This is a genomic window from Streptomyces sp. NPDC088116 (assembly GCF_044741745.1).
GTDB lineage: Bacteria > Actinomycetota > Actinomycetes > Streptomycetales > Streptomycetaceae > Streptomyces.
Map to the genome: position 1 here is coordinate 52,765 of NZ_JBIUTF010000004.1, position 20,510 is coordinate 73,274.

Annotated in this window: 15 protein-coding genes; 8 read left to right on the top strand and 7 right to left on the bottom strand. The window is 71.1% G+C overall.

What is annotated here, in order from left to right:
- The first annotated feature begins 254 nt into the window (after nt 1–254).
- From galE to idi, 3 genes are all read left to right on the top strand, one after another.
- Nucleotides 255–1,238: a UDP-glucose 4-epimerase GalE gene (galE, locus tag ACIOJD_RS17245; protein WP_401914023.1), complete on the top strand. Its 984-nt coding sequence runs from the start codon at nt 255–257 to the stop codon at nt 1,236–1,238.
- A gap of 189 nt (nt 1,239–1,427) precedes the next feature.
- Nucleotides 1,428–2,363 (top strand): cation diffusion facilitator family transporter, encoded by a 936-nt coding sequence (locus ACIOJD_RS17250; protein WP_401914024.1) that lies wholly within the window; start codon nt 1,428–1,430, stop codon nt 2,361–2,363.
- A gap of 184 nt (nt 2,364–2,547) precedes the next feature.
- On the top strand, nt 2,548–3,156 hold the full coding sequence (gene idi / locus ACIOJD_RS17255; protein WP_401914027.1) for an isopentenyl-diphosphate Delta-isomerase: 609 nt from the start codon (nt 2,548–2,550) through the stop codon (nt 3,154–3,156).
- Here idi and ACIOJD_RS17260 read toward each other — a convergent pair.
- Nucleotides 3,131–3,682, bottom strand: coding sequence for an ATP-binding protein (locus tag ACIOJD_RS17260; protein WP_401914030.1), 552 nt, complete (start codon nt 3,680–3,682; stop codon nt 3,131–3,133). The two genes, idi and ACIOJD_RS17260, sit on opposite strands and share 26 nt — an antisense overlap.
- A 410-nt stretch (nt 3,683–4,092) precedes the next feature.
- Here ACIOJD_RS17260 and ACIOJD_RS17265 point away from each other — a divergent pair, with 410 nt between their 5' ends.
- Nucleotides 4,093–4,863 (top strand): enoyl-CoA hydratase/isomerase family protein, encoded by a 771-nt coding sequence (locus ACIOJD_RS17265; RefSeq protein ID WP_401914033.1) that lies wholly within the window; start codon nt 4,093–4,095, stop codon nt 4,861–4,863.
- 40 nt (nt 4,864–4,903) lie between these two features.
- Here ACIOJD_RS17265 and ACIOJD_RS17270 read toward each other — a convergent pair whose 3' ends face one another.
- Both ACIOJD_RS17270 and ACIOJD_RS17275 read right to left on the bottom strand, forming a co-directional pair.
- Complete coding sequence (locus tag ACIOJD_RS17270) at nt 4,904–5,530, bottom strand: DJ-1/PfpI family protein (protein WP_401914034.1); 627 nt, start codon at nt 5,528–5,530, stop codon at nt 4,904–4,906.
- 103 nt (nt 5,531–5,633) lie between these two features.
- Nucleotides 5,634–6,692 (bottom strand): GlxA family transcriptional regulator, encoded by a 1,059-nt coding sequence (locus ACIOJD_RS17275; RefSeq protein WP_401914037.1) that lies wholly within the window; start codon nt 6,690–6,692, stop codon nt 5,634–5,636.
- A gap of 305 nt (nt 6,693–6,997) precedes the next feature.
- On the opposite strand from ACIOJD_RS17275, the gene ACIOJD_RS17280 reads away from it, so the two are divergent.
- Nucleotides 6,998–7,861, top strand: coding sequence for a hypothetical protein (locus ACIOJD_RS17280; protein WP_401914038.1), 864 nt, complete (start codon nt 6,998–7,000; stop codon nt 7,859–7,861).
- 154 nt (nt 7,862–8,015) lie between these two features.
- Nucleotides 8,016–10,451 (top strand): Tex family protein, encoded by a 2,436-nt coding sequence (locus ACIOJD_RS17285; RefSeq protein WP_401914039.1) that lies wholly within the window; start codon nt 8,016–8,018, stop codon nt 10,449–10,451.
- A gap of 72 nt (nt 10,452–10,523) precedes the next feature.
- On the opposite strand, the gene ACIOJD_RS17290 is transcribed toward ACIOJD_RS17285, so the two are convergent.
- The gene (locus tag ACIOJD_RS17290) at nt 10,524–12,161 is read right to left on the bottom strand and encodes an ABC-F family ATP-binding cassette domain-containing protein (RefSeq protein ID WP_401914042.1); all 1,638 of its coding nucleotides are present in this window, start codon (nt 12,159–12,161) and stop codon (nt 10,524–10,526) included.
- 214 nt (nt 12,162–12,375) lie between these two features.
- Between ACIOJD_RS17290 and ACIOJD_RS17295 the strand changes: the two genes are divergently transcribed.
- Nucleotides 12,376–13,338 carry an NAD(P)/FAD-dependent oxidoreductase gene (locus ACIOJD_RS17295; RefSeq protein ID WP_401914045.1) on the top strand — a complete coding sequence of 321 codons (963 nt, stop codon included), beginning with the start codon at nt 12,376–12,378 and terminating at the stop codon, nt 13,336–13,338.
- A gap of 25 nt (nt 13,339–13,363) precedes the next feature.
- On the opposite strand, the gene ACIOJD_RS17300 is transcribed toward ACIOJD_RS17295, so the two are convergent.
- Together ACIOJD_RS17300 and ACIOJD_RS17305 are read right to left on the bottom strand one after the other, a co-directional pair.
- Nucleotides 13,364–14,677 (bottom strand): M14 family metallocarboxypeptidase, encoded by a 1,314-nt coding sequence (locus tag ACIOJD_RS17300; RefSeq protein ID WP_401914047.1) that lies wholly within the window; start codon nt 14,675–14,677, stop codon nt 13,364–13,366.
- Nucleotides 14,674–16,728, bottom strand: a complete 2,055-nt coding sequence (locus ACIOJD_RS17305; protein WP_401914050.1) for a Xaa-Pro dipeptidyl-peptidase — start codon at nt 16,726–16,728, stop codon at nt 14,674–14,676. Before ACIOJD_RS17305 ends, ACIOJD_RS17300 begins: the two co-directional genes overlap by 4 nt.
- Nucleotides 16,729–17,086: 358 nt before the next feature.
- On the opposite strand from ACIOJD_RS17305, the gene ACIOJD_RS17310 reads away from it, so the two are divergent.
- Nucleotides 17,087–18,133 (top strand): LacI family DNA-binding transcriptional regulator, encoded by a 1,047-nt coding sequence (locus ACIOJD_RS17310; protein ID WP_401914053.1) that lies wholly within the window; start codon nt 17,087–17,089, stop codon nt 18,131–18,133.
- 79 nt (nt 18,134–18,212) lie between these two features.
- Here ACIOJD_RS17310 and ACIOJD_RS17315 read toward each other — a convergent pair whose 3' ends face one another.
- Nucleotides 18,213–20,420: a 3-hydroxyacyl-CoA dehydrogenase NAD-binding domain-containing protein gene (locus ACIOJD_RS17315; protein WP_401914055.1), complete on the bottom strand. Its 2,208-nt coding sequence runs from the start codon at nt 20,418–20,420 to the stop codon at nt 18,213–18,215.
- Nucleotides 20,421–20,510 lie beyond the last annotated feature (90 nt).

Below are 20,510 nucleotides of genomic sequence, written 5' to 3' on the forward strand. Positions count from 1 at the left end.
GGCTGGGTGCGCGGCGACTTGACCCGGAGTGCGGGCGGCGGCACGTCGGCAGAGGCTATCGGATGATTGGAAGGCCGAGTTCACCGACCGTTTACGGTCCGGACGCCATGGTCCGGTCCGCGAAAGCCCAAGTGGAGATCATCATTGTCGATCGGTGCCCCGCCCCACAAACCACGGGTATGCCTCAGGGGGCCGGGGAGCCCGAGGCCCTCGCGGGTCGTCCGCCCATCGCGCGGGGCACCTATGGTGGCGGGATGACATGGCTGATCACAGGCGGTGCGGGTTATATCGGGGCACACGTGGCGCGGTCCATGACCGCGGCCGGTGAGCGGGTCGTCGTTCTCGACGACCTGTCGACCGGCGTCGCCGAACGGCTGCCCGCCGACATCCCGCTGATACGGGGCTCCCTGCTGGACCGGGAGCTGATCGACCGTACGCTCAGCGGGCACGGAGTCACCGGTGTGGTGCACCTCGCGGGGAAGAAGCAGGTCGGCCAGTCCGTCGAGCAGCCGCTCATGTACTACCGGGAGAACGTGCACGGTCTGACCGTGCTCCTGGAGGCCGTCGTCGCGGCGGGAGTCGGGCGCTTCCTCTTCTCCTCCTCCGCCGCCGTCTACGGAGTGCCGGATGTGGAGTTGATCACGGAGCACACCCCGGCCGTACCGATCAATCCGTACGGCGAGACCAAGCTGGCGGGCGAGTGGCTGGTACGGGCGACCGGGCGGGCGCACTCGATCGCCACCGGCTGTCTGCGCTACTTCAATGTGGCGGGCGCGGCGGAACCCGAGCTGTCCGACATCGGAGTGTTCAACATCATCCCGATGTTCTTCGACCGGATCAGCCGGGGCGAGGCGCCGCGGATCTTCGGTGCCGACTATCCGACGCCGGACGGCACCTGCGTGCGCGACTACATCCATGTCGCGGATCTCGCCGACGCGCACCTCGCCGCCGCCCGGCGGCTGGCCGACCCGGCGGCCGGCGGGGATCTCACGGTCAACATCGGCCGCGGCGAGGGCGTCTCGGTACGCGAGCTGGCCGATCTGGTGGCGGATGTCACCGGCGACCGTTCGGAGCCGGTGGTCGAGGCGCGCCGTGCCGGTGATGCCGCGCGGGCCGTCGCCTCGGTGGAGCTGATCGCCGAGGAGCTGGGCTGGACGGCGACGCGCGGAGTGCGCGAGATGGTCGAGTCCGCCTGGGAGGGCTGGCGGCTGCGCCACCCGGCGACACCGGTCGGATGACCTGATCGACGCTTCGACGTGTGCTCTGACCTGCGCTCCCTTCCCTCTCCGGGCCCGCGCCCCCACGTACTGACATTTCCGCAGGTCAGGGCACATGACAACGGTGTTCAGTCCCGTGTTGCCTATACCCCCCACCCGTAGTTCACTGGCGTGGTCGGCAGATCTTCCGGACAGCCAGGAGGCGTCTTCATGGGGGCAGGGCACAACCACGGACACACACACGGACCGCCGGCGGGTACCGCCACCGCGGCGCATCGGGGCCGGCTGCGGATCGCTCTGTCGATCACGCTGTCCGTGATGGTGGTGGAGATCATCGGCGGTATCGCCGCCGACTCCCTCGCCCTGATCGCCGACGCGGCACACATGGCGACGGACGCGGTGGGGCTCGGGATGGCGCTGCTGGCGATCCACTTCGCCGCCCGTCCCGCGACCGAGAACCGCACCTTCGGCTTCGCGCGCGCCGAGATCCTCGCCGCGCTGGCCAACTGTGTGCTGCTGCTCGGCGTCGGCGGCTTCCTTCTGTACGAGGCGATCGAGCGTTTCATCGTGCCGCCCGAGACGAGGAGCGGGCTGACGATCGTCTTCGCCCTCATCGGCATGTTCGCCAATCTGATCTCCCTCTCCCTGCTGGTACAGGGGCAGAAGGACAGCCTCAATGTGCGCGGGGCGTACCTGGAGGTGCTGGCGGACACACTCGGCTCGCTCGCGGTGCTGGTGTCGGCCGGGATCATCCTGGCCACGGGCTGGCAGACGGCCGACCCGATCGCGGGCCTGCTGATCGGCCTCATGATCGTTCCGCGTACGGTCAAACTGCTGCGCGAGACGCTGAACGTCCTTCTGGAGTCGGCCCCCAAGGACGTGGACATGGGCGAGGTCCGGGCACACATGCTCGCCCTGCCCGGTGTGGCCGACGTACATGACCTCCACGCCTGGACGATCACCTCGGGCATGCCCGTGCTCTCGGCACATGTGGTGGTGGACCAGGACGCGCTGGACACGGTGGGGCACGAAAAGATGCTCCACGACCTTCAGGGATGTCTCGGCCACCACTTCGATGTCGAACACTGCACGTTCCAGCTGGAGCCCAGCGGCCACGCGGAGCACGAGGCGAAGCTCTGCCATTGACCCCCGTGCCTGACCAGCCGACTCCGTGCCTGATCGGCGCCGACCGGCCGCGGCCATCGCCCCGACGTTCCCTTCACCGCCGCGCGGTGAAGGGAACGAACGGACATGCCCACACGACCGAAGTGCCAACACGGAGGTCTTGTACGGCAGACTTGGGCGCCGAGGCCCGAAGCGAAGGATGGTTATGCCGACCACACCAATCACTACGGCGAAGAGCTCGTCGAACGGCGCGCAGTCCAGCGGCGCAGAGGAAGAGATCATGCTGGAGCTGGTCGACGAGAACGGCAACACCATCGGCACCGCCGAGAAGCTCGCGGCTCATCAGCCACCCGGGCAGCTGCACCGGGCGTTCTCCGTCTTCCTCTTCGACGAGCAGGGGCGGCTGTTGCTCCAGCGCCGTGCGCTGAGCAAGTACCACTCCCCCGGCGTCTGGTCGAACACCTGCTGCGGGCACCCCTACCCCCAAGAGGCGCCCTTCGCCGCGGCGGCCCGCCGTACGTACGAGGAGCTGGGCATCTCGCCCTCGCTGCTCGCCGAGGCGGGCACGGTGCGCTACAACCACCCGGACCCCGAGTCGGGGCTGGTCGAGCAGGAGTACAACCACCTCTTCGTCGGGCTGGCGCAGTCGCCGCTGCGGCCCGACCCGGAGGAGATCGGCGAGACGGCGTTCGTCACCTCGGCGGAACTGGCCGAGCTGCACGCCGAGGCCACGTTCTCGGCGTGGTTCATGACCGTCCTGGACACGGCACGCCCGGCGATCAGAGAGCTCACAGGACCTGCTCTGGGCTGGTGACGCTCTCCCGGACGGGCTCCCGGGCGGGTGGGGGAAGTTTTCCCCGAGGCGGGGGCGGGGGGACCAGCGGAGGCGTGAAGGGCAGCACCGCCCAGATGACCTTGCCGCCGGCGGCGGTGTGCTCGACATCGAATCCGCCGCCGGCCTCGTGGGTGATCTCCCGGACCAGCAGCAGCCCGCGCCCGCCCGTCCGGGCATGGTCCCTCTCCAGCGCCGTGGGCCGGTAGGGATGGTCGTCCTCGACCGACACCCGGATCCACTGCGCGCCGACGGCGACCTCGACGCCGATCTCCGGCGAGAGCAGGACAGCGTGCTGCACGGCATTGGTGACCAGCTCGGAGACGATCAGCAGCAGCCCCTGGACGACGCCGTCCCCGGCCGGCACCCGCCGTCGTCTCAGCAGATCGCGTACGGCGTGCCTGGTCCGCGGCACGGAGACGTCTACGGCGGGAACGGTGAACCGCCACACTCCCTCGTACGACAGCGGCCGGCCCGGCCGGGCCGGAACACTCCCGAGGCTCTCCATCCCGCAGCACCCATCCTCTCGGTCGACCGTGTGGTCCATCGGCTGTCGAGTGTTGGGAACGGCTGGTCGGCTCCGGGCCATTGAACAGAAGTCAACCGTTATTGGTGGAGTTCGACCGCATCCGAGCGATCACATCCTTGGCACGGTCGCCGCTGATCTTCCGCTGGCGGTTCGGGAACGTTTGAGGCTGTCCTCGTGGGCGTGAGTCTTCGGTCGCCGGTTCTCGGTCCTCGGTCACCCGTGCCAGGCCGTCGGACGCCGGTTCCCGGGCCTTCTGCCATCCCTACTCGGGCCTTGGCCACCGGGCATCGGGCCCTCGCTCACCGGTTCTTGGGCCCGCGCCCGCCGATACTCGGGGCCCGCGCTCGCCGGTTCTTGGGCCCGCGCTCGCCGGGGATAGCATCCGGCTCATGGAGCCACAGCTGTTGCACACCGCCGCCGACGGCATCGCGACCGTGGTGATGCGCCATCCCGAGAAACGCAACGCCATGACGGCACGGATGTGGCGGGAACTGCCGCCGCTGCTCGGGCGGCTGGCGGATGATCCCGCCGTACGCGTGCTGGTACTGACCGGCGAGGGCGACACCTTCTGCGCGGGCGCCGACATCGCCTCGCTGCGGGAGCCGGGCGAGGACGCGCGGGCTCTGGCGGTGGCGGCCGAGGAGGCGCTGGCCGCTTTCCCCAAGCCGACCATCGCGTCCGTACGCGGCTACTGCGTGGGTGGCGGCTGCCAGTTGGCCGTCGCCTGCGACCTGCGGTTCGCCGAGGAAAGTGCGTGGTTCGGGGTCACTCCGGCGCGGCTCGGGATCGTCTATCCGGCGTCGTCCACCCGGCGGCTGGCCGCGCTCGTGGGGCCCGCGACCGCCAAATACCTACTGTTCTCCGCCGAGTTGATCGGCGCGGAGCACGCGCTGCGGACCGGGCTCGCCGAAGAGGTGCTGCCGGACGGGGAGTTGGGGAAGCGGGTCGCGGAGTTCGCCCGGGTCCTGGTGTCCCGCTCACAGCCGACCCAGGCCGCGGCCAAGGAGTTCCTCTCCGGCGGTACCGACGGCGAGGAGGACGAGAGGGAGCGGGACGCGTACTGGACGGAGCGGGCGCGCGGCAGCGGCGACACCGCGGAGGGGATCACCGCGTTCCTGGAGCGCCGCGAGCCGCGCTTCGGCGGGGGCGTCCGCCCCTGAGTGGCGGCCGGTCGCCATCCCCCGCTCGGAAACGGCTCGTCTAGAAACGACTCGTCGCGCGCAGCTTCTCGACCAGGTCGGCGGGCGCCTTGTCCGGCGATCCGGCGTCGTACGGCGGCTGCGGGTCGTACTCGGTCATCAGCTGTACGGACTGGGCGAACCGGTCGCCCGCGAGCACACCGGCCAGGGTCAGCCCCATGTCGATACCGGAGGAAACACCGGCGGCCGTCAGGTACTTGCCGTCGGTGACCACACGTTCACCGGTCGGTTCGACGCCGAACTCCCGGAGCGAGTCCAGGGCCAGCCAGTGGGACGTGGCGCGTCGTCCACGGAGCAGTCCGGCGGCGGCGAGCAGCAGGGACCCGGTGCAGACGGAGGTGGTCCACGTGGTGGTGACATCCACCGCGCGCAGCCAGTCGAGAAGCTTCTCGTTCCCCATCTGCCCCGTCTGTCCCGGGCCACCGGGCACCACGACGATGTCCGGGGCGGTGACCTCACCGAGTGTCCTCTCCGCGACGAGCGAGAGACCGCCGCAGTCGTCGGGGAAGGCACCGGTCCGCTCGGCGACGAAGAGGGTTTCGGCGTCGGGGAGGCGGCAGAGCATCTGGTAGGGGCCTACGGCGTCGAGCGCGGTGAAGCCGTCGAAGAGGAGGATGGCGATCTGCATGGCCGTGCCTTTCGATGGGCGGGATACGGGTTCCGGCGTGCGGCGAGAGGCGAGGCCGGGGGCCTTGCGCCCCGGGGCGCGACAGGAGTGCGGGGCGGGCGCGTCACGGTGGCGGGGCGTGGTCCGCGTGCGCCGGGGTGGCCTGCGGGAGTCGGACGGCCTTGGGGAGGGGGACGGCTTTCGGGAGAGGGACGGCTGAGGAGCGCTCTCCCGGGCGGAACCGGCGACGGTATTCGGCGGGGGCTGTCCCGAGGGCCTTGACGAAGGCGCGACGCATGGCCTCCGGAGTGCCGTAGCCGCAGGCGCGCGAGATCTCCTCGACCCCGTCGACGCTGTCCTCCAGCAGCCTTCTGGCGTGTTCGAGCCGGACGTGCTCGACGTAGCGGCCCGGGGTCGCGCCGGTCTCCGCGCGGAAGGCCCGCGCGAAATGGCGTGGTGAGAGACGGGCCCGGACGGCCAGCGACTCGACCGACAGATCGCCGTCCGGATGTTCACTGATCCAGCTCTGCACCTCGCGCAGCGGCTCGCGCTGCGCGGTCTGCGCGGCGAGCTGGGCGCTGAACTGGGCCTGGTTGCCGGGGCGTCGCAGGAAGACCACGAGTCTGCGGGCGATGCCGAGGGCCACCTCCCGGCCCAGGTCCTCCTCGACGAGGGCCAGCGCGAGATCGATTCCCGAGGTGACGCCGGCGGAAGTGGACACCGGGCCGTCCCGTACGTAGATCGGGTCCGGATCGACGTCAATGGCGGGATAGTTCCTGGCCAGGTGGTCGGTGGCGACCCAGTGAGTCGTCGCGCGGCGTCCGTCCAGCAGTCCGGCCTCGGCCAGCAGCAGGGCGCCGGTGCAGACCGAGACCAGCCGTCGGGCGCGCGGCGCCCGCTCACGCAGCCAGTCGATCAACTGCGGGTCGGGCGCCCGGCTGCCCTGGCCCCCGGGCACGATCAGCGTGTGCGGGTCCGGAGCATCGGGGAGGGCCATGTCGGGGACGATCGTGAGCCCGCTGGAGGTCCGTACGGGAGCGCCGTCGAGCGAGGCGGTACGGATCAGATAGGCGTCCTGGTCACCGGCGTCGAGACCGACGCCCGCGAACACCTCCACAGGGCCCGTCACATCGAGGCTCTGGACTCCGCCGAAGAGGACGACCAGCACGAATCGCTCAGTCATGACAGCCATCCTCGGCCCGCGAGCCGATGGCCGCAATGACGAATACCCCTCCTTTCCTGCCCAGGGCCGGTCCGACGGGTCTTCGCGGATCAGGCCGCGGCGTCCGGTGCCGTGCCGCGCAAGGCGGAGGATCGGCATCGTCGATGGAACCGGACGTACGTGGACGACTCCGACAACGCGGCGAGGTGCGGCCCGCGCGGCAGCGGCTGATGTCACCACGTCGTCGTGGACCCGAGAAGATCCGCCGGACAGGCCCTGATCGGCCCACCCTGTTGCGCGTACCAACCAGTCGGTAACGTACGGGCATGACCACTCTTCCCGAACAAGCCGCACGCCGATGTCACGCCGTCGTCAACCCGCTCCACTCGACCTTCTACTTCGCCCCCGACCCCGGACGCGAGTTCGCGCACATTGGTGTGGAGGACCGGAGCACCGTCTACTTCGCGGCCCGGTCGGCACCGCTGGGACGGGTCGGCGCGGGTGCGGTCACCGCGACCTTCTACAACTTCAATCACGATCTCGTGGCCCGCCACGTCCCCCACGTGTGGGACACCATTTCGCCGCAGGACGCCCTGGAGGCGCGGCTGCGCGCGGTCGACTCGGTACTGCGGCGGCTGCTGGGCGAGGAGGCCATAGCCTCCAAGGAGCTGGCGGAGGCGGCGGAACTGGCGCTGCGGGCCACCGAGGCGTGCGAGCGTCCGGCGCGTCCGCTGTACGCCGCCAACGCCGACCTGCCGGTGCCCGAGGCGCCGCACCTGGCGTTCTGGCACGCCGCGACACTGCTGCGCGAGCACCGCGGCGACGGCCACTTGACCACCCTGCTGAACGCTCGGCTGGACCCCCTCGAAGCACTCGCCAGCCACGCCGCGAGCGGCCGGGGCATGTCGCCGAAGTGGATCCTCGCCAGCCGGGGCTGGACACCGCAGGAGTGGGAGGCGGCCCTGGAGCGGCTGCGTGAGCGCGGACTGCTGGACGCCGAGGGCGAGCTGACCGCGTCCGGGACGGAACTGCGCAAGAACCTGGAGGACGAGACCGACCGGCTGGACCAGGCGCCGTACGAACACCTGGGTGAGGCCGGCGTGGCCCGTCTCACCGAACTCGCCGGTGGTTTCCTGGCGGCCGCACGGGAGAACGGGGCGTTCCCGGCGGACCTCATCGGCAAGCGCTGAGCCCGGTCGCCGACGCACCGGGGGCCGCCGGCCGATCCGGCCCCGGCTCGTCCCCGGCCCCGGCCCCGAACCGTTCGGGGCCGGTTGCGCCCGCCGATGTCACCGCCACCTGCCACAATGCAGACGGCGGACCACAGAACAGCGGAGCGTGATCGTGACGACGTCCATTGAAAGCAGGATCGCCGGGGAACTCGGCGTACGGGAGCGGCAGGTGAAGGCGGCCGTCGAGCTGCTCGACGGCGGATCGACCGTGCCGTTCATCGCGCGCTACCGCAAGGAAGCGACCGAGATGCTCGACGACGCGCAGCTGCGCACCCTCGAGGAGCGGCTGCGTTACCTGCGGGAACTGGAGGAGCGGCGGACCGCCATCCTGGAGTCCGTGCGCGAGCAGGGCAAGCTCGACGACGCCCTGGAGGGGCGGATCAGGGCCGCCGACACCAAGGCGCGGCTGGAGGACATCTACCTGCCGTTCAAGCCCAAGCGGCGGACGAAGGCACAGATCGCCCGCGAGGCCGGCCTGGAGCCGCTCGCCCAGGGGCTGTTGAGCGACCCTTCGGTGGAACCGCTCGCGGCAGCAGCGGCGTTCGTCGACACGGACAAGGGCGTCGCGGATCCCGCCGCCGCGCTGGAAGGCGCCCGCGCCATCCTCACCGAGCGGTTCTCCGAGGACGCCGACCTGATCGGTGAGCTGCGCGAGCGCATGTGGACGCGTGGCCGGCTGGCCGCGAAGGTACGGGACGGCAAGGAGGAGGCCGGCGCCAAGTTCGCCGACTACTTCGACTTCGCCGAGGCCTTCCCCGAGCTGCCCTCCCACCGCGTGCTCGCCATGTTCCGCGGTGAGAAGGAGGACATCCTCGACCTCGTCCTGGAGCCCGAGGAGCCGTCGGAGCAGCCCGGTCCGACCATGTACGAGAACATGATCGCCCGGCGCTTCGACATCGCCGACCGCGGCCGTCCCGGCGACAAGTGGCTCACGGACACGGTCCGGTGGGCCTGGCGGACCCGCGTCCTGGTGCACCTCGGGATCGACCTGCGGCTGCGCCTTCGTACGGCCGCCGAGGACGAGGCGGTACGGGTGTTCGCCGCGAACCTCCGCGACCTCCTGCTGGCCGCTCCGGCCGGCACCCGCGCCACGCTCGGGCTCGACCCCGGGTTCCGTACGGGCGTGAAGGTCGCCGTCGTCGACGCGACCGGCAAGGTCATCGCCACCGACACGATCTATCCGCACGTCCCGGCGAACAAGTGGGACGAGTCGCTCGCGAAGCTGGCACGGCTGGCGAAGGACCACGACGTCGACCTGATCGCCATCGGCAACGGCACCGCGTCCCGCGAGACCGACAAGCTCGCCGGGGAGCTGTGCGCCAAGCACCCCGAGCTGAAGCTCACGAAGGTGATGGTCTCCGAGGCCGGCGCCTCCGTGTACTCCGCCTCCGCCTTCGCCTCCCAGGAACTGCCCGACCTGGACGTTTCGATCCGTGGCGCGGTCTCCATCGCCCGCCGGCTCCAGGACCCGCTCGCCGAGTTGGTGAAGATCGACCCCAAGTCCATCGGCGTCGGCCAGTATCAGCACGATCTGTCCGAGGTGAAGCTGTCGCGCTCGCTCGACGCGGTCGTCGAAGACTGTGTGAACGGCGTCGGAGTCGACGTGAACACCGCGTCCGCGCCCCTGCTCTCCCGCGTCTCCGGCATCGGCACCGGACTCGCCGAGAACATCGTCACCCACCGCGACACCAACGGGCCGTTCCGCTCGCGACGCGCGCTCAAGGACGTGGCCCGGCTCGGCCCGAAGGCGTACGAGCAGTGCGCGGGCTTCCTGCGTATCCGAGGTGGGGACGACCCGCTGGACGCGTCGAGTGTGCACCCCGAGGCGTATCCGGTGGTGCGGTCGATGGTGAAGACGACCGGCGGCGAGGTCGCTTCGCTGATCGGCAACGCGGCGGTGCTGCGGTCCCTGAAGGCCGGGGATTTCGTGAACGACTCCTTCGGCCTGCCGACCGTGACGGACATCCTTCGCGAGCTGGAGAAGCCGGGGCGTGACCCTCGTCCCGCCTTCAAGACGGCGACGTTCAAGGACGGCGTCGAGAAGATCGGCGACCTGTCCCCCGGGATGGTGCTGGAGGGTGTCGTCACGAACGTCGCGGCGTTCGGCGCCTTCGTCGATGTCGGCGTCCACCAGGACGGCCTGGTGCATGTCTCGGCCATGTCCAGGACGTTCGTGAAGGACCCCCGGGAAGTGGTGAAGCCGGGTGACGTGGTCAAGGTGAAGGTGATGGACGTCGACATCCCGCGCAAGCGGATCTCGCTGACGCTCAGGCTGGACGACGAGGGGCCGGCGAAGCCGGCGGGAGCGGTGCGGGAGCGGTCCGGTGGTGGCGGAGGCGGTCGGCCTCCGCGGCCTCGGCAGGGGGCCGGGGGTGGCGGTGGCCGCGGTGGCGCGGGCGGTGGCGGCGGTGCGGGTGGCGGCGGTGGCGCCAAGCGACAGGGTGCGCCCGCGCCGGCGAACAGTGCGATGGCTGACGCGTTGCGGCGGGCGGGGCTGACGGATCCTGAGCGGGGTGGGCGCGGAGGCGGGGGCCGGGGGCGGGGCTGAGGCCTCTGGCTTGCGGTCTCGCTTGGGGTCTGGCTTGCGGGGTGCGCCGTGCCGTCCGGCGGGGGGCGGTGGTCAGCGCTCTGTCACCTTGCCGTTGTCCACGTCCAGGCGCCTCGTCGTGTGTACCGCGTTCAGCATCCGGCGGTCGTGGGTCACCAGTAGCAGTGTGCCGTCGTACGAGTCCAGCGCGGACTCCAGTTGTTCGATGGCCGGCAGATCCAGGTGGTTCGTCGGCTCGTCCAGGATCAGGAGGTTGACGCCTCGGCCCTGGAGGAGCGCGAGGGCCGCGCGGGTGCGTTCGCCCGGGGAGAGGGTTGTCGCGGGGCGCAGCAGGTGGCCCGATTTCAGGCCGAATTTGGCGAGGAGGGTGCGGATTTCGGCCGGTTCGGTGTCGGGGACGGCCGGGCGGAAGGCGTCCAGCAGGGTTTCCGGGCCGTGGAAGAGGGCGCGGGCCTGGTCGACCTCGCCGACGACCACGCCCGAACCCAGGGTCGCGAGGCCCGCGTCCAGGGGGAGGCGGCCCAGGAGGGCGGCCAGCAGGGTGGATTTGCCGGAGCCGTTGGGGCCGGTGATGGCGACGCGGTCGGTCCGGTCGATCTGGAGCGAGACGGGGCCGAAGTGGAAGCCGCCACGGCTGACCTCGGCGGCGTCCAGTGTCGCCACGACGGCCCCCGAGCGGTCCGCGGCGGCGATTTCCATCCGGAGTTCCCACTCCTTGCGCGGTTCCTCGACGACATCGAGGCGTTCGATCATGCGCTGGGTCTGGCGGGCCTTGGCGGCCTGTTTCTCGGTGGATTCCGTGCGCAGACCGCGACCGGTCTTGTCGTTGTCGGTGGCCTTGCGCCGGGCGTTCTTGACGCCCTTCTCCATCCAGGACCGCTGGGTGTGCGCCCGGGTCTCCAGGGACGCCTTCTTGTCCGCGTACTCCTCGAACTCCTCGCGGGCATGGCGCCGTGCGGTCTCCCGCTCCTCCAGGTACGCCTCGTAGCCGCCGCCGAACAGGGTGATCTTCTGCTGGGCCAGGTCGAGTTCGAGCACCTTGGTCACCGTGCGGGTCAGGAACTCGCGGTCGTGGCTGACGACGACCGTGCCGGCCCGCAGGCCGCAGACGAAGGTCTCCAGGCGTTCCAGGCCGTCGAGGTCGAGATCGTTGGTGGGCTCGTCGAGGAGGAAGATGTCGTACCGCGAGAGCAGGAGCGAGGCGAGACTCGCGCGGGCGGCCTGGCCACCGGAGAGGGTGGTCATGGGCTGGTCGAGGCCGACGGTCAGGCCGAGCGAGGCGGCGATCTCCTCGGCCCGTTCGTCCAGGTCGGCGCCGCCGAGGCTGAGCCAGCGCTCCAGGCCGAGGGCGTAGGCGTCGTCGGAGCCCGGGGCGCCGTCGACGAGTGCCTGGGTGGCCTCGTCCAGGGCGGTCTGGGCGGCGGTTACGCCCGTACGACGGCCGAGGAAGTCCCGTACGGTCTCCCCCGCGCGCCGTTCCGGCTCCTGGGGAAGGTGGCCGACCTCGGCGGTGGGCGGGGAGAGGCCGAGCGCCCCGTCCTCGGGGGTGTCCAGTCCGGCGAGCAGCCGGAGCAGCGTGGACTTCCCAGCGCCGTTGGCACCCACGAGTCCGATCACGTCACCGGGCGCGACGACCAGGTCGAGCCCGGAGAAGAGCGAGCGGTCGCCGTGGCCGGCGGCGAGATCTTTGGCTACGAGGGTGGCAGTCATCAGACCGCAGATTCTAGGGCGTGTGGCGGAAGCAGCGACGTCCGCCCGCAGGCCAGGCGGGACGTTCACCACACGCCCTCGTGCTGCTCGGAGGAAGCCCGCCGGATTGTGCGCCGGGCGACGGCGAACGCCACCGTCCGGCGGAATGCGCCGACCTGGCCTGTCCTCGGTAGCGGAATGCGCCTTGGAACCCTGATTCCGCTACGGTCCGCACATGAACGGCAGGAAGAGCGATGTGCTCGTGTTGGGTGGCGGAGTCATAGGTCTGACAACGGCGTTGGTACTCGCCGAGAGCGGTCACCGGGTCGGGCTGTGGACCCGCGATCCGGTGGGGCGGACCACATCCGCGGTGGCGGGGGCGCTCTTCTGGCCGTATCGCATCGAGCCCGTGGACCGGGTCGGCGTATGGATGGAACAGTCGCTGAGCAGGTACGAGCGGTTCGCGGAACACCCGGACAGGACCGGAGTGCGTATCGTCCCGGGCGTGATGGCCGACACCGGGCCCGCGGAGCTGGGCAGTTGGGCGTCCCGGGTCGAGGGGTTGCGCGAGGCGCGTGCGGATGAACTGCCCGGCGGCGTCGGCCAGGGGTTGCGGGCCACTGTCCCGTTGATCGACATGCCCGTCCATCTGCGGTATCTGAAGGAGCGGTTGCGCGCGGCGGGCGGCACGGTGGAGCGGCGTGCCACCATCGGCTTCGACGAGCCCGCGGCCGAGGCGCCGGTCGTGGTGAACTGCACCGGGATGGGCGCGCGGCAGCTGGTGCCGGACGCGTCGTTGTATCCGGCGCGCGGGCAGGTGGTGATCGTGGAGAACCCGGGGATCGACGAGTGGTTCGTGATGTCGTTGCGGGGCTCCGCCGACATGACGTACGTGATGCCGCAGCCGTACGGCCTGCTGCTCGGCGGTACGACGAGTGAGCACAACTGGGATCTGCGCCCCGATCCGGCGGAGGCGGAGGCCATCGTGGCGCGCTGCGCCCGGATCCACCCCGCGCTCGCGGGGGCGCGGGTGCTGGAACACCGGGTGGGGCTGCGCCCCGTGCGCCCCCGGGTCCGGCTGGAGGCCGTACCGCTGCCCGGGGGCGCCCGGCTGGTGCACAACTACGGACACGGTGGCGCGGGGGTCACCGTGGCCTGGGGCTGCGCGGAGGAGGCCGCCCGGCTGGCGGTGGGCTGACCGCCGGGCGCTCCGGGAGCGGGGCTCAGCAGTCGGCTGGCCTCCCGGCGGTCAGGTGGTACTCCGCCCGCTCGTCGAGCAGCAGCGGCACCAGGGCGCGCTGCGACTGGCGGAGCGGTACGAAGGCGCCCTTGCCGCGTGGCACGGACACCACTCCGTGCAGGGCGAGTTCGTCCTTGACGTCGCCGTACTGATCCGCGTCGAGCCGGTAGCCGCACGACGGGTCCCGAAGGATCTCCCCGGGGGCCGCGGGGTCGTTGTCCGCGCCGCCGAGATAGACCGGGCCGCGGTCCTTCAGCCCGGCCAGCCGGGCGGCGGCCGTGGCGGTCGTGATCTGTGCGCGGCGCTCGTCGGTGAACGCGAACAAGCCTTTCAGGGAGTCGAGTTGACTGGTCACCCGGCGCCGGTTGTTCAGCGCCGCGTCGGAGATCTCGGCGTCGGTGAGCGCGTCGACCCGGCTCTCGATGAGCAGGCCGATCGCGTGTTTGACGCCCGAGGCGTTGCGCAGGATGCGCTCCTGGCCGTCGCCCGCGGTCTGCTTGATGGGGTCGCCGGTCGCCGGGTCGGTCCAGATGCCGTACGTACCGATGGAGTGGCCGCCCTCGCGCGCGGCGGGGCGTACGTACCGCTCCGACAGGGTCCGCGACTCGTCGTGGACATCGGCGTCCGTGTTGAGATTGCGTGGCCAGAGGTCGAACAGGTCCTTGTCGTAGTACGGCGGGGTCGCACCGTACTCGTGCAGGTCGTAGATGACGTCCGGGCCGCGGTCGCGGATGACGGCGGCCATGGCCCGGCCCTCGGCGGTCTTGAGCGCGATGTGGTCGCGGTTGATGTCGACGCCGTCGGAGTTGCCCCGGGTGTCGGCGGCCCGTCCGTCCGGGTTGGCGGTGGGGACGACAAGGACGCTCGTACGGGCCAGGAAGCGCCGCGTTTCGCGGTCCTCGGCGTAGGCGAGATCGCGGACCGTGGTCAGACACGCCTCGCGGCCCGACGGCTCGTCGCCGTGCTGGCTGCACACCAGCAGTACGGTGGCGGGCGCGCGCCGGGCGCCGAGTTCGACGAGCTGGAGCGGGCGCCCCTGCGCGGTGGCGCCGATGGTGGAGAGCGAGGCGCGGTCGCTCCCCCGGTCGACGGCGGCCAGGAACTCCTGTTCCTGGCGCTGGCTGGTCCAGTTCGCTCCGTCGCTGGTCTCGAATTCGGTACGCGGCCCGGTGGCCGTGCGGGCCGTGGTGGAACCGGCCTCGGCCGAGACGGCGGCCGTGGGCAGGACGAGGGCCACGGTGGTCGCCGCCAGCACGGCGACTCGAAGGCGGACGAGGGTGCGTACGCGCGGTGTCATCGGCTGCGGTCTCCCGGGATCGGAGGTGTCCGGCGCGGCTCGGCCACGCCGTTCGGACGGGACTCGCGGGGTGCGCTGTGCGGTGGGGCCGCTCCGGTCGTGGCGCGGGTGAACGCCTCGGCGCCGCCGACGAGCGGCAGCTTCGCGGACGTGCCGGCCAGGTCGAGAGTGAGGGCCGGGGTGGTGGAAGGGGGGTCGATGAGGCCCTTGTCGGTGCCGCCGATGATCAGGGCGAGCCGGTGGCCGGCCGGGACGACATGGTCGCTCGCGGCGAGATCGATGGTGAGGGTATAGGGCTTGCCCGGGGTGAGCGGGCGGCCGTGGCCGGCCGACGCGTAGGTGCCGAGGTCGGCCCAGCCGCGGCTGAAGACCGTGTGGTCCACGTCGGCCGTCCGGGCCGCGGTCTCCAGGTAGCAGGAGCTGTCCGCGGTGGTGCTCGGGCCCCAGCAGGTGCGTCCGGTGAGGGTGGTGATGCCTTCGCCCGACGCGGTGTAGTCGCGGATGGTGTCCGGGCCGAGGTCGACGAGTACCGCGGAGAGGTGCGCGGTCGAGGTGGACGGCGTGGCGGTGACGGTCACCGTGGAGGAGCCGGACAGCCGCAGATCACGGCTCAGCGGCCGGGTGAGGAAACCGGACTTGGCGGGGGTCGACCGGTCGATGTCGGCGGCCCAGTCGGTCTCGCCGAGGCGCGGGTCGTCGGTGAAGGTCTCGGTCGTACCGGGAGCGGCGGGTGTCTGCCCGAGTGTGCCGACGCCGGGGGCCGCGCCCCTGCCGGGGCGCAGGGTGGTGGCGTCGGTGGCGCTCGGCGGCCAGACCTGGTCGGTGGACCACTGGTCGGGGGCGCGCTCGATGTCCGCCACGGGTTCGCGGTCGATGCCGTTGTCGTATCCGAGGAGGTAGTGGTCGAACCAGCGGTGCAGGGTGGGCACCCAGTCGGTGCGGCGGAAGTCGAACGGGTCGACATGGCCGGTCTGGGAGAGCCAGATCTTGCGCTCCACGCCCGCGTCGGCGAGCGCGTCCCACCACTGGCCGAGGTGCTTGGTACGGACGTTGAGGTCCTGCATGCCGTGGATCGCGAAGACGCTGGCCTTGACCTTGCTCGCGTCGCGTACGTAGTCGCGCTCGCTCCACAGATCGGTCCAGTCGCCGCTGCGCGGTGCCTCGTCGATCAGGCGCTGCTGGACCGCCTGGCAACGGCCTCGGGCGCCGGGGCTCTCCACGTAGTCCGAGAGCCATTCGGGTCCGGAGTCGTAGAGGGGGGCGCCCTGGGCGAAGTAGTAGTCGTACCAGGAAGTGATCGCGGCGATCGGGACGATGGTCTTCAGTCCCTCGACGCCGGTGGCGGCCACCCCGTTGGCGATGGTCCCGTCGTAACTCTTGCCGATCATGCCGGTGGCACCGGTGGTCCAGTCGGCCTGCACGCGGGCGGTACCGGTGCGGTCGGCGTAGGCGTGGGCGCGGCCGTTCAGCCAGTCGACGACGGCCTTGGCGGACTGCACGTCGGACCGTCCGCCGACATCGGTACAGCCGTCGGAGCGACTGGTCCCGGTCAGGTCGACGGCGACGAAGGCGTAGCCGCGCGGCACGAAGTAGTTGTCGTAGTGCAGGGGGAAGGAGAGCGGGTCGCCGTCCGCGTCGTAGGTCTTCTTCTGACTCTCGTTGCCGCGTCCGCAGCAGGAGTAGTAGGGGCTGGCGTCCATGATCACGGGGATCTTCCGGCCCTGCCCCGCGGGCTCGCCGGGGCGGACGATGTCGACGGCGACACGGTCGGTCCTGCCGTCCCCGTCGCCGTCGAGTCCGGTGTCCACCCAGACGGACTCGCGGATGGCGTCGGCGTAGGAGTGGACGGGGCGGCTCTCGCGGGTCCTGGGGGGCTTGGGGGGCTTCCGGATCTCTGCCGCGGAGGGTCTGTCCACCGTCTGGTGAACGCCCTGTCGCCGTTCAGCGCCCTGCGCCCCCGTCGGGGTGAGCAACACCCCGAGCAGCGCGGCGGAGGCCGCCACGACCAGCGTTCTGTACGACCTGCGGGCACTCCGCGTACGGATCTCCATGGGGCGGAAGGTACCTCGGTCAACTCCCCTGCAAAAGGGGGCAGTCGGGAGGCGGGAGGGACCGGCGGACGGAGTACGGGGGACAGTCGGGACGATTCCGGCCGACGGGGCAGGGCATGCCGGGGAATTCCGGCAACCCGGTGAGCCCGCGTATGTGCGTACGCGCGTGCCGAGCACGACCGTGGGGCTTTTCGAATGACTCGTCCGGTGCCGCGAGCGGCGATGTGCGCGCGTCGAGGAGCGGCGGCCGGCCTTGTCGGGAGGGGGCATTAGGGTATAGCCGTTCGGCAGCCCGCCTCTCGCGCGCCCACGTCGCTGTCGTACCTGCCGCAGCATCCGCCGACGAGGAGCGCACGCCGTGTCCGAGCCGTCCCCTGGTTCCCGCCCCACCCTGGAAGCCGTCGCGGCTCACGCGGGTGTCTCACGGGCCACGGCCTCCCGGGTCGTCAACGGCGGCGCGGGCGTGCGCCGACCGCTGGTCGACAAGGTGCTGCGGGCGGTCGAGGAGCTGGGGTACGTACCGAACCACGCGGCCCGCACCCTGGTCACCCGGCGCACCGGCGCCGTCGCCGTGATCATCGCGGAGCCGGAGATCCGGATCTTCAGCGACCCGTTCTTCTCCCAGCAGATCCGCGGCATCAGCAAGGAACTGACCGCGCACGACACCCAGTTGGTGCTCCTGCTGGTCGAAGGGCCCGGCGACTACGAGCGGATCGCCCGGTATCTGGCGGGCGGCCATGTCGACGGCGCGCTCGCCTTCTCACTGCACACCGACGACCCGATACCCGCGATCACCCGGCGGGCCGCGATGCCGACGGTGTACGGAGGCCGGCCGAGCTGGACGGTGGCGCCGGATCACCAGGCCGTGCCGTACGTGGACGCCGACAACCGGGGCGGCGCCCGCGAGGCCGTCCAGTACCTGCGTGACCTCGGTCGGCTGCGGATCGCGCACATCGGCGGCCCGCGCGACCAGACGTCGGCCAACGACCGGCTCGACGGCTACCGGGACGTCCTGCTGGACGCGGATCCGACGCTGATCGCAGAAGGCGCGTTCACGGAGGAGAGCGGGGCGCGGGCGATGGCGGAACTGCTGGACCGGTGCCCCGATCTGGACGCGGTGTTCGCCGCCAACGATCTGATGGCCTCGGGCGCCCTGCGCGTCCTCAAGGAGCGGGGCCGTGCGGTGCCCCGTGACGTGGCGCTGGTCGGCTTCGACGACATGGACTCGGTCGCCGAGGCGACCGATCCTCCGCTGACCACCGTCCAGCAGGACATCGAGGGGCAGGGACGGCTGATGGCACGGCTGTTGCTACGGGGCCTCGACCAGGAACGCGAGGGCGCCGGCCCGCCGGCTCCGGCCTCGGTGATCACCCCGACGATGCTGGTACGGCGGGCCTCGGCCTGACCACGGGCCTCAGTCGACCGCAGGCCCTGCCCGGCCGTCGGGCTTCGGTTCACCTCTCGCGCGTGACGCCTCAGGGCTTCTACGTGTCACGGAACGTCTCGCCCCGCTCCGCCTTGCCGACCAGCAGCGCGGGCGGCTCGAACCGCTCGCCGTACCGCTCGGCCAGCTCCCGGGCGCGCGCGACAAAGCCGGGCAGGCCGCCCTCGTACCCGTTGATGTACTGGAGCACACCGCCCGTCCAGGCCGGGAAGCCGATGCCCATGACCGAGCCGATATTGGCGTCGGCGACCGAGGTCAGGACGTTCTCCTCCAGGCAGCGCACGGAATCCAGCGCCTCGACGAAGAGCATCCGCTCCTTCATGTCCAGGAAGGGGACCTCAGTAGCCTCGGCGGCCCGGCCGAAGTGCTCCCGCAGGCCCGGCCACAGGCGGGTACGGGTGCCGTCCTCTCCGTACTCGTAGAATCCCGCGCCGCCCCCGCGTCCCGTACGCCCGAACTCGTCCACCATCCGGTCGATCACCGCGTCCGACGGGTGACCGGTCCAGGTGCCTCCGGCCTCCTCGACCGCGCGCTTCGTCTCATGGCGGATCCTGCGCGGAAGTGTCAGCGTCAGCTCGTCCGTCAGCGAGAGCACCTTGGCCGGGAACCCGGCCTGCGCGGCGGCCTGTTCGACCGACGCGGGGTCGATGCCCTCACCGACCATCGCGACGCCCTCGTTGATGAACTTCCCGATCACGCGCGAGGTGAAGAAACCGCGCGAGTCATTGACCACGATCGGGGTCTTCCTGATCCGGCGCACCAGGTCGAAGGCGCGGGCGAGCGCCTCGTCGCCGGTCCGCTCGCCCTTGATGATCTCGACCAGCGGCATCTTGTCGACGGGCGAGAAGAAGTGCAGCCCGATGAAGTCGGCGGGCCGCCAGACGCCTTCGGCGAGCGCCGTGATGGGCAGGGTGGAGGTGTTGGAGCAGAGCAGCGCGTCCGGTTCGATGATGTCCTGGACCTCCTGGAACACCTTGTGCTTGAGCGCGGTGTCCTCGAAGACCGCCTCGATCACGGCATCGCACCCGGCGAGGTCGGCGACGTCGGGGGTCGGGGTGATCCGGGCGAGCAGCGCGTCCCGGTCCGCCTCACTCGTACGTCCCCGGGAGAGCGCCTTGGCGAGGAGCTTCGCGGAGTGCGCCTTCCCTCTGTCGGCGGCCTCCTGGGACACGTCCTTGAGGACGACGTCGAGACCGGCGCGCGCGCAGGAGTACGCGATGCCCGCGCCCATCATCCCGGCGCCGAGGACCGCGACCTTGCGGACCTCGCGCGGGGCGACGCTCTGGGGGCGGCCCGCACCGGAGTTGACGGCCTGGAGGTCGAAGAAGAACGCCTGGATCATGTTCTTGGCAGTCTGTCCGGTGACCAGTTCGGTGAAGTAGCGGGCCTCGATGGTCTGCGCGGTCTCGAAGTCGACCTGCGAGCCTTCGACGGCCGTCGCCAGGATATTGCGGGGCGCCGGGTAGGGAGCGCCCGCGATCTGCTTCTTCAAGTTGGCCGGAAAAGCGGGCAGGCTGGAGGGGGTCCCGCCGGGGATCTTGTAGCCCTTGACGTCCCACGGCTGCCAGGACTCGGGGTGGGCGTCGATGAAGGCTCGGGCCCGGTCGAGCATCTCGTCCGTGGTGGCGGCGACTTCATGGATCAGACCGTTCTCCAGCGCACGCCGCGGTGTGTACTGGGTGCCCTGGAGCAGGACCTTGAGCAACGCGTCGGCGATGCCCATCAGCCGTACGGTACGGATCACCCCGCCGCCCCCGGGCAGCAGTCCCAGCGTGACCTCGGGCAGGCCGATCTTGGAGCCGGGCGCGTCCAGGGCGACGCGGTGGTGGCAGGCGAGGGCGATCTCGTAACCGCCGCCCAGCGCGGCGCCGTTGACGGCGGCGACGACGGGCTTGCCGAGAGTCTCGACGCGGCGCAGGGCGCGCTTGACGGCCATACCGCTCTCGAAGATCCGCCGGGCGTCCTCGGGACCGAGTCCGATCATGTCCTTGAGGTCGCCGCCGGCGAAGAAGGTCTTCTTGGCGGACGTGACGATGATGCCGCGGATGGTGTCCTTCTCCGCCTCCGCGCGGTCGGCGACGGCCGTGATGGCCTGCCGGAACGCGTGGTTCATGGTGTTGGCGGACTGGTCGGGGTCGTCGAGGACGAGGGTGACGACACCGGTCCCGTCCTGTTCCCAGCGAATCGCGGAGGAAGACGGATTGGGGGAAGCCGAGGCGGGGGAAGCCGGGGTGGAGGATTCGCTCATGCTGCTGCTCCGTATCGGGAGGATTCCGTAGCGTGGAGGCTCGGTGGCGGGGAGACCGGTGACAGGGAGGCCCGGTGGCGGGGTTCTCCG

What these genes read in the sequence shown, in the direction of transcription:
- galE (WP_401914023.1), top strand. Translation starts at nt 255, where the DNA reads ATGACATGGCTGATCACAGGCGGTGCGGGTTATATCGGGGCACACGTG.
- ACIOJD_RS17250 (WP_401914024.1), top strand. Translation starts at nt 1,428, where the DNA reads ATGGGGGCAGGGCACAACCACGGACACACACACGGACCGCCGGCGGGT.
- idi (WP_401914027.1), top strand. Translation starts at nt 2,548, where the DNA reads ATGCCGACCACACCAATCACTACGGCGAAGAGCTCGTCGAACGGCGCG.
- ACIOJD_RS17260 (WP_401914030.1), bottom strand. Translation starts at nt 3,682, where the DNA reads ATGGAGAGCCTCGGGAGTGTTCCGGCCCGGCCGGGCCGGCCGCTGTCG.
- ACIOJD_RS17265 (WP_401914033.1), top strand. Translation starts at nt 4,093, where the DNA reads ATGGAGCCACAGCTGTTGCACACCGCCGCCGACGGCATCGCGACCGTG.
- ACIOJD_RS17270 (WP_401914034.1), bottom strand. Translation starts at nt 5,530, where the DNA reads ATGCAGATCGCCATCCTCCTCTTCGACGGCTTCACCGCGCTCGACGCC.
- ACIOJD_RS17275 (WP_401914037.1), bottom strand. Translation starts at nt 6,692, where the DNA reads ATGACTGAGCGATTCGTGCTGGTCGTCCTCTTCGGCGGAGTCCAGAGC.
- ACIOJD_RS17280 (WP_401914038.1), top strand. Translation starts at nt 6,998, where the DNA reads ATGACCACTCTTCCCGAACAAGCCGCACGCCGATGTCACGCCGTCGTC.
- ACIOJD_RS17290 (WP_401914042.1), bottom strand. Translation starts at nt 12,161, where the DNA reads ATGACTGCCACCCTCGTAGCCAAAGATCTCGCCGCCGGCCACGGCGAC.
- ACIOJD_RS17295 (WP_401914045.1), top strand. Translation starts at nt 12,376, where the DNA reads ATGAACGGCAGGAAGAGCGATGTGCTCGTGTTGGGTGGCGGAGTCATA.
- ACIOJD_RS17300 (WP_401914047.1), bottom strand. Translation starts at nt 14,677, where the DNA reads ATGACACCGCGCGTACGCACCCTCGTCCGCCTTCGAGTCGCCGTGCTG.
- ACIOJD_RS17305 (WP_401914050.1), bottom strand. Translation starts at nt 16,728, where the DNA reads ATGGAGATCCGTACGCGGAGTGCCCGCAGGTCGTACAGAACGCTGGTC.
- ACIOJD_RS17315 (WP_401914055.1), bottom strand. Translation starts at nt 20,420, where the DNA reads ATGAGCGAATCCTCCACCCCGGCTTCCCCCGCCTCGGCTTCCCCCAAT.